Consider the following 13,363-nt stretch of genomic DNA (forward strand, 5'->3'; position numbering starts at 1 on the left):
TTTGTAATTCATATTTGCATTATTATGAATCATTTAATTCTTTTATCAATTCCGTTATACCACACCCGTATCGAAAAGGGAATACGGTTTCGAAACTATTTTTCGCCGAATAGGTGACTGAAACAAATAATGATCCGAGCGAAAGCTTCGCTCGAATCCGAAATGAAAGTTATTGCTCAATCTTTTCAACACCGTACATGTTTGCGTTTGAAACCAATTTGTCCTTTATCTACTGCCTTCTGTATATTTTCTGAAGCGTTCAGAAACTTGCTTTTGGTCTTGTCCTTTTTGACTTCAACCGGCCCTACTGCCCTAGCGGTCTGGACCGCCTTTTCATGGAGAGGCAAATAGGATACCCCCACAGTGTAAATAAAATTGTTCATAGCGTATTTTGTTCGTTCGGGAGAATCGTGAATCGTATTTTCCACCCTTTCAAGCATGTCGGCAAGTTTGCTTTCGGAAAATTCACCGTCCGGTCGATTCCCCAAAAGCCAGCAGTAGCAGCTCCAGCCTGCGGACATTCTCAGCTCTTCGCCGCTTGCGATCCATTTATCGGCAACATCTTGTGCAATATCCGTTTCCGCCAAGGTTACCGCCACTACATAATCGGATAGCATATAGAAATAAGCCGCATCTATCCAACGCTCAAAATCCGCTTCAGTCATTGCTTTGGGGTCGGCAATAATTCCGGCGAAGTACATGGCGTCGTAATTCCCCGTAGTGTAAAGCTGCTCAGCCAAAGGTTGATTGATTTTAATTTTTTTGACTATGGGCTTCATTTCGCCTGTAGCCACACCAAAAAGCGGCTCATGCGCGCCATTGGATACGTAAATTTTCTTGGTTCGTTCTTTGCCGAGTGCTTCAAGCTCCTGCATAACCGTTTCGACATTCATTGGTTAACACTTCCTTATTTTTGAATTAACTATATTCAAAGGTTATCTTTATTGTACGCTTGCGTGGCCTTGTGACACAAACCTATGCGCATCCAAAAAAAAATCCCCAGTATTATGGGGATTCTGGAGCACCTATGTTTGATTCCTTTCGTCATTTCGAAGCGGGCTGCTCTTCCGGGGCAAAACGCGGGTTTTGCCGGAAAGCTTCTTCCATAATCGCAATTTGTTGGCGCACGTGCTCCGGCGTAATTTTCAACGCCTTGCCTTCGGTCAATGTGTCATGCAGCATGTGATAGAAAGCGGCCGCAGGAGCGGGATAAGCCGTGCCTTCCCCCGATTTCCAGCTTCCGGTATACCAAGTCAGTTCTTCTCGGCAGTATACCGGCATGCCGTCGGCGTTGCTAAGCGGCGCAAGCTCCAGCTCGTGATGCGGTGCCTCCTCCGGCTTGAAATATTTCCATTCGAGGCCGCTATTGTTCCCTTTCAAGCTGCCGTTTTTCCCCTGAATCAAATAGGTAGGGCCGGCGTAGGCGTTACAGCTCGATATTTCGATATCGAACAACGGTTTACCGGGACTGTTCAATATGATTTTGCAAAAATCTTCCGCATCTCCGAAGCTGTTCACGCTGTCCATACGGCATAGCACATTCGGGAGCGTTTCGACGCCAAGCCATTGCAGCGACAAATCGACAAAGTGCGAGCCGGTATTCAGCAAGCTGCCGCCGTTGCGGGATTTCAACGTCTGCCAGTCCCAGCGGCGGGAGAAGTTGCTCGCGGAAATCGAAACTTGCACGATTCGCCCAAGCACCCCGGATTCAAGCACCTTGTTGATTTCCTGTACGACCGGAAAGAAGCGGTACTGGTGAAACACGGCCATCACTTTGCCTGCTCGCTTCGATGCGGCGATCAATTGATTCACTTCTTCTTGAGTACGCGCTAACGGCTTCTCGCACAACACGTTGAAGCCGGCTTCCAACAATTCCAGCGATACGGGGACGTGCAGATGGCTAGGCGTCGCATTGACGATCAGATCGAGATCAGTCCGCTTCATCATCTCCTTATAGCTGCTGTATGTATCGCAGCCATAGTCGCGGGCGGCGCGGTCACGCCGCTCCTCCAGCTCGTCGGAAACCGCCGCGATGACGAACTTTTCTCCAAGCTTTTTCAACGTTTCGGTATGAATATCTCTACCGCTCCGGCCTTGCCCGATGACACCTACTTTAATTTTTGACGAACTCAATTCGCTCCCACTCCCTCATCGATATTCGTTAAACGTAATAGATGATGCCGTCTGCTAGCAGCATTATACTACTAATCCATTTGCTGATCTATGCCCTGCATCAGAAATATTTGCATTACTTCAATAATTCACGCAAATCCATCGCATATACGTGCCGTTGTCCTTCATGGGCGGAGTCGAATGTAATCATCGTACCGGCGCGGTTCCATCGCGGATGCAGATCGCATCGTATATCTCCGGTAATGGACGGAGGCGAATAATAAGAACCGAGTGTCATGCCTTTCCGCGACTTCAAGTCGTATATGTACAAATGCCTCACGCTGTCTTGATCCGGATAACTGTCGTACAGCATCCAATTGCGGTCCGGCGAATAGCTGCAATGGCCGTCTTTTAAAAAGTATGAGGCATCGATTACGTCCGGCACATTCTGACCGGCGGGCGAATCCTCGTACTCGTACAATTGATTTCCTTGCGGCCCGCCGCCGAACATGACGAACTTGCTTCCGTCCCGCCAATGGTAGTGGGATTGAACAGTGTCGGTTGATATACAGCGAAGTCCGCTTCCGTCCGCATTCGCCGACAGCAGCGCGGTCAGATGGCGTTTGCTGTGCGGCGGAACCCATCGGGCCAGAAACAAAAATCGCGTGCCGTCCGTATTAAATGTAATATGGTTGATCGTCAATTTGGCTTCTTCCGCTTGATAAATCGGCTGAATGAACGACCATATCGCGTCCAGGCTTAACACAAGCTTGCTCCTGCCCGACAACAGGTCAATACCGTACACACCGTCCTCGGCCGGGTGCAGCTCCCCGCGGTAAGGATCGGCAATGTCGGCGTAGCCGTATCCCGGGCGAAAGTCGAACATGCGGCCGAAATTAATGCTGAGCGCATTGCTCCCCGTAGGATCGATATTGGCGACGGGCCGGTCCAAATAGCGAACGGCCTGCGTCCGCAAATTCAGCACGGCGGCACGATACTGACCGTTCAACGTGACGTTGTAAATAATCTCATCATCGGGAGAAGCGGGATTCCATTGCAGCATCGAGCCTTGCTGGAAATTCCATGCGGTCGTCTCCGACAGCGGAGTATAGATTCCGCTCTCCAGCTCGATCACGCCGATCTCCGCTCGATCCCCGGCTTTTGGCAAACGGTCGCAAAAGGGTACCCGCTGAACGAGATGATACCGGTCGTCGCCGCTAAATGCCGGGTTGTCGTAATAACCATAAAACGTATGGCTGTCTCCGCCGGTTATGCGTACGGATGGAATCCGCTCCCGCTTTCGAAATGCTGGTTCACTCATTGTTAAAAGTACCTCCGCTTTGGAATCTGTCCGCTTCATGCTTGCTTCAAGGCTTCCTGTCACTTCTCGGGGCTTAAAAGGCTTCTCAAATACGATAACCCGGACGCCGATTCTACGGCGAAATCTTTGAACGTGCATTCGATCGAAATGCGTCCGTCATAATTCGCCTGCTGGATCGTATCGACGAACGATTCGTGCGGAAAGTCGCCATTGCCGAATCCGAAGCGGCTATTGTCCGAAACGTGAACGTGGCGAAGCAGTTCCTTGTGCGCGGCAATGTTTTCCAACGGTTCGTTATCTTTAACCATATGGTACGTATCGGCCAATACGCGAATCGACTTGCGGTTTACTTGCCGTGCATATTCAGCAGCTTCGGGCACGCTTGTAATAATGTTGCATTCCGTCGCATTCAAAGGCTCGATCGCAACGGTCACGCCGAGCGGATCGGCTTCGTCGGCAAGCAGATCGAGGAAGCGGACGATTTGCTCCTCCGCTTGCGTTCGGGAAAAACCTTCCGGTACCATTCGGGCTTTGCCGCTGCCGAATACGACCGTCTCCCCGCCGACGGCTTTGACCCGCTCCATCGCTTTCGCCAAGTAACGGCGAATGCGGTCGTAATCGACATGCTCGCCTACGACTTTCAGGTCGCCCGGCAGCAGCACATTGAACGCCTCCACCGGAACTTCGCTTTCGTGAAACCTCGCAATGATGTCGCGCACAGCGGCGTCGCTCTCCTCCGGCTGCAAGGAGACGACCGTGCATTCGATAAAATCGAAGCCGGCCCCATGCACGATAGGCGCATTCTCAATTTTTGTGCAAACGCCAAATCTCATCGTTTCCACCACTCCTTCAATAACAGTTTGTTATTTATTTTTTTGTTCATCAAGCAGCTTGTTAATTTTTTCGTCGGCGTCTCTTAACGCGGTATTCACATCCCATGATGACTGTCAACAGAAACCCAAGCTTCCCAAGTTTCGTCGCATTTGCCTCCGATTTAGGATTTGGTCATTGACATCTATGACAGTCTCAAGTAAATTTACAAGCAAGTAAAAACGATGCGCGGGTGAGACAACGGTGTCGAAATTTTTTCAAAGCAATAATCTTGCTGTGCCTTACAGACATTTGAACATGCTGTCGCGGGATAAAAATTATTTCCTGCCCGAACACGACCACCTGTTTTTTCAAATCATTTGGGTCACGAAGGGCGTCCTTCACGTCGTCCATAAAGGAACCGAGCATCGGCTTAGAAGAGGACAGCTGTGCATCATCCCTCCCGGCCAGCGCCATTCGCTGATGTCGGAAGGCGGTTATGAGCAATTGGGCATCGATTTGAATGAAAAGCACGACGAAAGAGGAATCGTCTCGATGGTGGAGAAGCAAGTAAAAGATTTCGTCGTGCTCGATCGATCCGACATGTTGTCCGTCATTCCCGATCTGGGCGAGAAGGCCGGCCTGTTCACCGTTCTGGCCAAGCTGCAAATCGCAAGCCTGCTCGATTCCGTATTGCTGAGCTCCCTCCAAATGCTTGACAGCGAAACGAGCTTTCGTTCGCAAATGCTCGTCCTCATGCACTTGCACTTATCCGAAAACTTGACGTTGAACGAAATATCGAGCCGACTCGCCGTCAGCACATCGACGCTCGAAAGAATTACAAATCGGGAATTCGGCTGCAGCGTCATGGGTTTGTACCACCAGTTGAAAATAAACAAAGCCTGCTCGCTTATCATCAACTCTGAATTAAGTATGAAGCAAATCGCCGAATCGTTAGGTTTTTTCGACCAAGCGCACTTCTCGCGGTTTTTTAAGCAAAAAATGAAAATGACCCCTGTACATTTCAAAAAAACGAACGCCTTGTAAGTACCCCGCATAGTGAAGCGATCGAACCGGAGACTCCCCCGATAAGTGTAAAAACGGCTCACCTGGCATGCACAGATGAACTGTACCTCTCCTTGCATGAAAACGTTATCAGATCCGATCTAACCTGATTATAGATGACTGAGAACGTGCTATCCATTGACGCTTCGACCTAATTATTTGTATATTTCGATCAACTGCGTTTCAAGCACCGTTTTGCGCGTGAAAGGAACAAGCCCCATTATGCGTCACGGATTCACGCAAATGAGGCTATTCTTCACAGAATATATCCTTTGAAAATAGGGATCAAGCTTCGCCGGATTTGTAGGTCTCGATGTGCTCTGCCCAAGCTGCCGATATTTCTTCCGGATCGCCCTCTCGAATCGATTGCAGCAGCTTGTCGTGTTCTTTCCATAGATCGTTCAAATCCTCGTAAGCCTGCCCTTGCGTCGTTAAGTGTAGGTGAATCCGATTGTAATTCGACGTCCACGTACCGAGCAAGCCGGGCGCACGGGCAAGAGAGATCACACATTCGTGAAACGCCAAATCGCTCTCGATGATCCTGTTCAAATTGTGCTGCGCCGCACCTTCCTTCATATCGGAGACGAAAGAAGCAAGCCGTTCCATTTCGAACTCTCCGATATTCGGCAATGCCCTGCGGATGGCATACGTTTCGATAATAAGCCGGATCGGGTTCAGTACATCGCGGACTTCCTCACAGGATATAACCGCGACCGTCGCTCCCTTATAAGGAAGCGATACGAGCAGTCCCTCCTGTTCCAGCATTCGGATCGCTTCACGTACGGGACCGCGGCTAACGCCCATCTGCATCGAGATTTCGGCCTCGCGAAGACGAGCCGCCGGATTCAACTTGCCTTGAAGAATAGCCCTTCGGATATCGTCTGTTATTTTATGGCGTAATGAAGTTGCTTTTTGTTCCTCGAAACGAAACTGGGACACGGGTTAACACTTCCCCTTTAATACGTTCGTGACTTCATCTTAAAAACTTTCTGCGACGGAAACAATGGCGGCAGCGTCTTTTTTATTCCCAAAAACGGCTGCTTCCTCCTGAATGATTCCGGAAAGTCCCGCATAAGCAAAAAAAATCCCCGATTATACGGGGATCTTAATGCACTATGTTATGTTACTGCTCAAGTATCCGCTCCAACGCTTGCACATATTGCGGATGCCATTTTGCCCATTCTGCCTCGCGGGATTCGATTGTTCTGCCGTCCAGCAAAGCCTGCACGACATCGAGACACACATGCCAGCCGGCCAAATCCTTCGGGGTGTGATTATTGATCTTACGTATCTTCTCGGTCAGGATCAGCAAGCAGCCGCCGTCCGATTTCGGGAACAACTCGAAGCGGACTCTGTCTTCTCCCCACGTATACTCCAGAACGGAGTGCAGCTTAAACTCCATAATGACGAATTCTTCGAAGGTTCCGTCCTGGAAATCGAACTTGATAACGCCCCCTTCGCGCAGCTCTTCCACCCGCAGCTCGGAAAACCATTTGGCGAGCTTGTCGTTTTCCGTCAACATAGCCCATACTTTCTCGACGGGATGCTTCAGATGACGCTCGAATCTGACAAAGTATCCGTCTTCGCTTTTGCTGATTACAGCCAACATAAACCCGTCCTCCTTCTGAACCTCGTCATAACGATGATTACTCTTCCTCATCCAGCGCCTTTTCCAGCGCATCCAGCTTGTCCGACCAAAATTGGCGGTAAGGCTCGAGCCAACTCTCAATTTCAACCAACGGCTCCGCTCGCAGACGGTACACATGCTGCTGGGCATGTTTGCGCACTTCGACGAGTCCGTACTCGCGAAGCACCTTCAGATGCTTGGAAAAACCCGGCTGACTCAGGCTGAAATGCTCGGCCAGTTCTCCTACGGAACGCTCCCGCACTCTAAGCAGATCCAAAATGCGCCGCCGATTCGGTTCCGCTATCGCCACGAAAATGTTCGAATTCACGATCGCCCCATCTCCGTATCGATGCTATTTTTATTGTCTTTATATTACCATACAGTTATATAACTGTAAAGTTACATACAGAATCGACGCAGTTGTCGTGTACGACCTTTGAACGATATAACAATCCGCGCGATTTAAGCAAGGTTTCGCAATTCGGACTATCAAAATGCCAAAAACACACGATCGCCGACATTGATTTTTCCCGTCTTTACAACTGATGCGTAAACCCCGAAATGTAAACTCATCGCTTCATTAACTTTTTTCAATAAAGAGGCATCGCGTTCAAACGTATCCGGATCGATCGTAATCATGGAGCAGCGTTCACATTCGATATCCACTTTAATTTCCGCATCTCCGATAACTAGACGTTTACCCAACCAATCGCGTTCCTTGCATCCGTTATGGGCTAATGAAACAACAAGATTCGCTCTAAAACGGCGTTCTTCCAACTTTTTGCCCCAGATCCGCTCCAGCGTACGCAGCGATTCATCCGTGATGATCAAAATACTGCCCGTGTCGACGGCTAGCAGCTCTTTGGTCTTAGCCGGATAGTCGATCATACTAATTTTTTGCTTGGAATAGGCTTGTATTTCGGATAATAACTGCGCATTCCACCCCAAAACACGCCCGTCCGCTGACGTTACTCTGACTGAAGGAAACAAATCCTCAGTGCCGTCGCCGACCAGTTCGGCTTTATAGGCAAGCATGTCGGGTATTTGTCTGGCGGTAATATAGGAATCCCATCCATCTTTTGTTTCATCGATAAATGCATGACTGCGGTCTCCGTATATTCCGTACGCTTCAATCTTGCTTGAAGTTATACTCTCGCCGGCAAAAGATTTTACAGGGTATCTATTGATTTGAACGATTTCTCCAATAAGTTCGTTTGACAAAGTCTTTCATCCTTTCAAAACTATAAAGTCAACGTTATTCCGCATTGTCAAACCGCTTAAAGTAGAAAAGAGTCGCATGCAGTTCGCCGTTTGCGGATTTCGCGTATTCGGGAATGCGTCCAGCCTGAATGTAGCCTAATGAAGCATACAGGAAATTTGAATCGTCTCCTTCCCTCGTATCGAGAACCAACAGCGACCGCCCCTCCTTCACCGCTCTTTCCTCGGCAGCTTGCATCAATGCGCGACCGATCCCTTGTCGTCGATAATGGGGATGTGTCATTAATTTTGCGATCTCGGCTCTATGCAGCCCATTCTGCTTCATACTTAAATGCAGCTGAACACTTCCGACAATCCGATCGTTGATCGCGGCGACTAATAAAATGACACCGGGAGTCGGCACACCTTCCCAATACTTCGCTGCCTCTGCATAGGCGAGCGGCGGTAAAAAGCCAATCGAAGCACCGTCCTCTACCACTTGAATAAGAAGTTCCGAGAGTTCTTCCTTATGACCGTCAATCATGAACAATTGTTTGATTTTCACATCTTCGACCAATGCAATCACCTCGTCTTAAATTGTACATCCTTATTTGAGCAGTGTTAGCAGCATCGCCACCGAACTTTCTACAAATGACCGCTCAGGTCGAGATTTCATAAGCACCGTAAGTCCGATCAGCGATATGACGAGTGTGCGTGCTGTCTCTTTTGCATTTAAATCGTGATCCAGCTCTCCGGATCTGATCCCCCGTTCGATCGTTTCTTGAAAGATGGCGGACAAATACATCTGATGTTCTCTTGTGAGGATTTCGAATTTGGCATCGTGCGGTGCAAGTTCCACCATAACGTTAATGCAAAAGCACCCCCGATTGATGACTTCTTCGTCATTTTCGGCCACTATCCCTTCGAAGAAGGAACGAAACGCCTCCTTTACCGAAGATGCATTGTGGAGTTGAGCCCGAACGTAGGAAGAGTGGAACTGTGTATATTTGCGGAGTGCGGCTTCAAACAGCTCTTTTTTGTCGCCGAAAGCCGAATAGATGCTCGGCCGCTGAATGCCCATTGCGGACGTTAGATCGCTTAACGAGGTAGCTTCATATCCCTTCTCCCAAAAAAGCTGCATCGCCGCATCCAATGCCTTCTCCTCATCAAATGCCCTTGGTCGTACCATTAGAGGCCTCTTTTCATATCGATTAGTATAATACAATGGTATGGTTTGAACTAAAGATTGTCAACAACAGAGCCATTTTTAAATGTTATTCTCTTGACAAATCGCGAATATGCGAGTTATATTTACATAACTTCATTACATACCGATCGGTACATTATACTGATGAGTATGAAACTGGGAGTGATATTCAATCGACTACTTATCCATTAGGAGCGTGACAACGTGGAAAAGCTTGAAGAACAAGTGGAGATCGTTATTGAAGAAAAAAGCGGTAAAGGAGCGGAATTGTCACAACGAAAATCCGCATTGTCCGAATCTGCCCCCGCTGCTTCTCTGCCGCGCTCCGTCATACTGCTGTTCGCAGTCGCCTGCGGACTCGCTGTCGCCAACGTCTATTACGCGCAGCCGCTGCTCGATGCTATGGCTAGCGATTTCGGTATCGGCAAGGCGACGATCGGCTTAGTTGTCACGATTACTCAAATCGGTTATGCTCTTGGTCTGCTGCTTCTGGTACCGTTGGGTGATCTGTTAAACCGCCGCCGGTTGATCGTTGGACAGTCGCTGTTATCAGGGCTCGCCTTGATCGTGGTTGGCATAGCCCCTTCCAGTTATTTGCTGATGGCGGGTAGTGCTGTAGTAGGTTTGCTCGCTGTCGTGACACAGGTGCTTGTTGCGTTCGCGGCAACTTTGGCGGCACCGGTCGAACGTGGCCGCATAGTCGGCACGGTGACAAGCGGCATTGTGATCGGCATTTTGTTGGCGCGGACCGCCTCCGGTTTATTAGCCGACCTTGCCGGCTGGCGCTTGGTCTACTTTGTTTCCGCGGCAATTACATTGCTTATCACTTACTTATTGTTCCGCGTGCTGCCATCGAACGACAAATCCAAGGTTTATACGCCCTATATGCAATTGCTGCGGTCGGTATTCACGCTCTTCGTGCAGGAGCCGATACTTGGAATCCGGTCTATTATCGCCTTTCTTATCTTTACCGCGGCGATGGTATTATGGACCCCGATGGTATTTCCGCTCAGCTCGCCCCCGCTATCGCTATCACATACCGAGATCGGATTGTTCGGTCTCGCCGGTGCAGCCGGTGCGTTAGGAGCTGCCCGGGCGGGGAATCTCACGGATCGCGGGTTCGGACGATGGATCACCGGCGGCGGGTTGGCTATCATGTTGGTGTCGTGGCTGCCGATTGGCTTCACACAGCATTCTTTATGGGCTTTAATCGTCGGAGTTATTGTGTTCGACCTTGGACTCCAGGCTGTACACGTCGCAAACCAAAGTATGATATACAGCGTTCGGCCAGAGGCGCACAGTCGGCTCACCGCCGGCTATATGATCTTCTATTCCATCGGCAGCGCCGTCGGTTCGATCGCTTCAACAGTCGTGTATGCGTGGACCGGCTGGACGGGGGTCTGCCTGACTGGTGCAGCCATTAGCACCCTCGCGTTAGTATTCTGGGTGCTGACCCGGCACTCGGTTCCTTCAAGATTGTAGAGCAGGGCCATTTGCATCGCTTTATCTAAAACATAAAAAGGCCGCATTTCTGCGACCTTTCCACCATCACTTTGCTCTTTAAACCGGTTCATTGACCGGCTGAGGCTGCTTTTTCCCGAATGAGAAGAAATACAAGAGCGCGCTTGCAACGACAATGAAGCATAAGATCAGAATCATATTGCCGTACATATAGGCACGCGAGTCCGAAAGAATAGGATGGAGCGGGAAGGCGAACAGCTCCTGTTCCATCATTTTGGCGACAAGCGCCGTTACTACCGCACCGGATATCGTCGAGGTCATATTAAACAATCCCATGCCGACGCCGATTTGGTGACCCGGCAATATTTGCGTTACGCTCTCCGTAAGTGCGGTCTGCATGAAGGAGAACCCGATATACATCAAGATCAAGGCCGCTCCGATGTACCATACCCACAGTCCGATCGATGAAGACTGCAGCAGAAGACTTAACGCGATCAAGGCGAGTCCCAAATATACGACATAATGGCTCCCCCGTTTGACCGTCATATTGCCTGCCACTCTGCCGAAGACGACGGCGCTGATCGCACCAGGAAACATAATGAGTCCGATATTTTCCGCACTCAGACCGTATACTTTGTTCAACATGAGCGGAATTACGAACATGATGGACATGACGGTGCCGAATATGAGAAAGCCGATAATAAGCCCGGTCCTATACAACGGATTGACGAAAAGTGCGGGATCGACGAATGGCTCTTTCGCCCGGCGGATATGAACGATAAACAGGATCAAGGCAATGAGAGCCGCGAGCAAGTAGATCCAAGCCGACTCGGTCGTAAACAAGATGAGCATCGCTACTACAATGCCCAGCAGCACCGCTCCGACAATATCCAGTTTCCCGGCGCCGCGCTGTTCATCCGGCAAAAGCTTCCGGAAAAAAGGAAGAGCGACGAGTACCGGCAGCGGAATGAGAAATAAAAACGCCCAGTGGAACGTTCCCGCAATATATCCGCCGAGCACGGGACCGATTCCGACGGCGAAAGAAACGGTCGAAGTAATGATGCCAAACAATTTCCCGCGTTCATTCGCCGTAAAGAAACGGGCGACCATGACGAAGATCAAGGCGGGGATGGCGGATCCTCCGGCTCCTTGCAAAGCTCTGGATATAATGACGCCGGGGTACCACGATTGCAAGGCAAAGCCGACAACCGACCCCAAACTGTATACGACGATACCGATCGTTATCAACTTCTTGATGCTGTACATATCGGACAGCTTGCCGAAAATAACCATCCCCATGCCGAAGACGATAAAAAAGATCGTAACCACCCAGCTTACGCCGGCCGCATCCAAATTAAACTGCTGGGCGATGTTCGGCGTGGAAACGTTGAATACCGATTCGTTCAGTACTGCAAAAAAGATGACGTAATAAATCCAAGGCACACTTTTCTTGATGTCGGAATTGACGGGTACATGGGTTACAGCATTATCCACAGGTTTCATTCCTATTATGCTTCCTTCCTTTTGATAGGTATCGGCAACCTCTTATCCTATTGCCCTCGCGAATGATTGTAAGTTCCCTCCTATTGTATCAAGCTATGATTTCTGCGATTTCTTATCGATTGCTATGTTGTGTACCCGGTCGAGAAAATTATTCATCAACAAAGGAAGCGAAATCAGAATTGGAGGATCGTCCGGCCGGGGAGGATAGAGCATCACTTGCTGATAAGGGACGGAGGAAAAAGGCTCCACTACGATCGGTTCCTTCGAACGGGTACGCAAAGTTTCGTGAGGCAGCATAAAGTCAAGCGCCTTCATGTTCCAGGAAACCGATGTCGCCATTAGGTAATAAGTACCCGGCTTGACGTTCGTGAAACGAAAGTAACCTAAGGAAGACAAAATCGTTCCGTATAGCGGAAGCCCTTCGGGAATCGGTTTGGCGAACAGGCCGATCAGGATGACACCTTCGAACGGCACTGCCGCTTGAACGGTCCCCTCGATTCCGGATTGCTGATTCAAAACGGGGTAAGGAGAATTCCAGTCTTGCAGCATCCGCAAAGAACGAAACTGGTTCTCCGCCAACAGCGTCGAATTGCGAAAGTAAGAAGGCGTCACGCCCACTCTCTCCGTAAATCGGGTGGTGAAAGTCCCAAGGCTCTGCTGGCCGATCTCAAGTCCGATATCGCGTATACTCAAATTCGTCCGCAAAAGTAAATCTTTGGCCTTCTGCAGCCGGATGGAAGAAATGTAGTATTGGGGCGAGAGCCCGATTCTTTCTTTGAAAATACGCGTGAAATGGTACGGACTGTAGGCTACATAAGCGGCCAATCGGGAAAGCGGAAGCGGATCGTAAATATGTTCATGAATATAGGCTATCACCTCGTCTATTTCGTTATACAATTCAGTTACCATTTCATGCACCTTCCTTCTGCCGTTGTCCTAAATCGATGTCACGACTAAGAACAGTTGTTCGTACATATGCTACCATATATTTCAGCCACATGGAACGTAATAATATGGTAATTTTGCCATTTTGACAAAAAAACATTACCCGTTCCCTTTG

The 13,363-nt window shown here is 49.4% G+C and carries 14 protein-coding genes; 2 read left to right on the top strand and 12 right to left on the bottom strand.

Annotation, left to right across the window (positions count from 1 at the left end; translation table 11 throughout):
• Positions 1-185 precede the first annotated feature (185 nt).
• From FE783_RS10330 to FE783_RS10345, 4 genes are all read right to left on the bottom strand, one after another.
• The gene (locus FE783_RS10330; RefSeq protein WP_138879275.1) at positions 186-893 is read right to left on the bottom strand and encodes a DNA alkylation repair protein; all 708 of its coding nucleotides are present in this window, start codon (positions 891-893) and stop codon (positions 186-188) included.
• A gap of 151 nt (positions 894-1,044) precedes the next feature.
• Positions 1,045-2,133 (bottom strand): Gfo/Idh/MocA family protein, encoded by a 1,089-nt coding sequence (locus tag FE783_RS10335; protein ID WP_138879276.1) that lies wholly within the window; start codon positions 2,131-2,133, stop codon positions 1,045-1,047.
• A 115-nt stretch (positions 2,134-2,248) separates the two neighbouring features.
• The gene (locus FE783_RS10340; RefSeq protein ID WP_138879277.1) at positions 2,249-3,433 is read right to left on the bottom strand and encodes a TolB-like translocation protein; all 1,185 of its coding nucleotides are present in this window, start codon (positions 3,431-3,433) and stop codon (positions 2,249-2,251) included.
• A gap of 59 nt (positions 3,434-3,492) precedes the next feature.
• Positions 3,493-4,266: a sugar phosphate isomerase/epimerase family protein gene (locus FE783_RS10345; protein ID WP_138879278.1), complete on the bottom strand. Its 774-nt coding sequence runs from the start codon at positions 4,264-4,266 to the stop codon at positions 3,493-3,495.
• 241 nt (positions 4,267-4,507) lie between these two features.
• On the opposite strand from FE783_RS10345, the gene FE783_RS10350 reads away from it, so the two are divergent.
• On the top strand, positions 4,508-5,290 hold the full coding sequence (locus FE783_RS10350; RefSeq protein ID WP_138879279.1) for a helix-turn-helix domain-containing protein: 783 nt from the start codon (positions 4,508-4,510) through the stop codon (positions 5,288-5,290).
• A gap of 303 nt (positions 5,291-5,593) precedes the next feature.
• On the opposite strand, the gene FE783_RS10355 is transcribed toward FE783_RS10350, so the two are convergent.
• The 6 genes from FE783_RS10355 to FE783_RS10380 all read right to left on the bottom strand — a co-directional run bounded on the left by FE783_RS10355 (position 5,594) and on the right by FE783_RS10380 (position 9,321).
• Entirely contained in the window at positions 5,594-6,247 is a 654-nt protein-coding gene (locus tag FE783_RS10355) for a GntR family transcriptional regulator (RefSeq protein WP_138879280.1), read from the bottom strand.
• A gap of 184 nt (positions 6,248-6,431) precedes the next feature.
• On the bottom strand, positions 6,432-6,917 hold the full coding sequence (locus FE783_RS10360; protein WP_138879281.1) for an SRPBCC family protein: 486 nt from the start codon (positions 6,915-6,917) through the stop codon (positions 6,432-6,434).
• A 37-nt stretch (positions 6,918-6,954) separates the two neighbouring features.
• Positions 6,955-7,263, bottom strand: coding sequence for an ArsR/SmtB family transcription factor (locus tag FE783_RS10365; protein WP_338015838.1), 309 nt, complete (start codon positions 7,261-7,263; stop codon positions 6,955-6,957).
• Positions 7,264-7,424: 161 nt separating this feature from the next.
• Entirely contained in the window at positions 7,425-8,156 is a 732-nt protein-coding gene (locus FE783_RS10370) for an MOSC domain-containing protein (protein ID WP_238402980.1), read from the bottom strand.
• 34 nt (positions 8,157-8,190) lie between these two features.
• Positions 8,191-8,676, bottom strand: coding sequence for a GNAT family N-acetyltransferase (locus FE783_RS10375; protein ID WP_420799728.1), 486 nt, complete (start codon positions 8,674-8,676; stop codon positions 8,191-8,193).
• Positions 8,677-8,739: 63 nt separating this feature from the next.
• Positions 8,740-9,321, bottom strand: a complete 582-nt coding sequence (locus tag FE783_RS10380) for a TetR/AcrR family transcriptional regulator (RefSeq protein ID WP_138879284.1) — start codon at positions 9,319-9,321, stop codon at positions 8,740-8,742.
• A 285-nt stretch (positions 9,322-9,606) separates the two neighbouring features.
• Between FE783_RS10380 and FE783_RS10385 the strand changes: the two genes are divergently transcribed.
• Positions 9,607-10,821: an MFS transporter gene (locus tag FE783_RS10385; protein ID WP_238403004.1), complete on the top strand. Its 1,215-nt coding sequence runs from the start codon at positions 9,607-9,609 to the stop codon at positions 10,819-10,821.
• Positions 10,822-10,899: 78 nt separating this feature from the next.
• Here the strand turns inward: FE783_RS10385 and FE783_RS10390 are convergent, their stop codons facing one another.
• Both FE783_RS10390 and FE783_RS10395 read right to left on the bottom strand, forming a co-directional pair.
• Positions 10,900-12,303, bottom strand: a complete 1,404-nt coding sequence (locus FE783_RS10390) for an MFS transporter (RefSeq protein ID WP_138879286.1) — start codon at positions 12,301-12,303, stop codon at positions 10,900-10,902.
• Between the two features lie 93 nt (positions 12,304-12,396).
• Complete coding sequence (locus tag FE783_RS10395) at positions 12,397-13,212, bottom strand: helix-turn-helix domain-containing protein (protein ID WP_138879287.1); 816 nt, start codon at positions 13,210-13,212, stop codon at positions 12,397-12,399.
• Positions 13,213-13,363 lie beyond the last annotated feature (151 nt).

The organism is Paenibacillus mesophilus, from assembly GCF_005938385.1.
Classification (GTDB): Bacteria; Bacillota; Bacilli; order Paenibacillales; family NBRC-103111; genus Paenibacillus_AB; species Paenibacillus_AB mesophilus.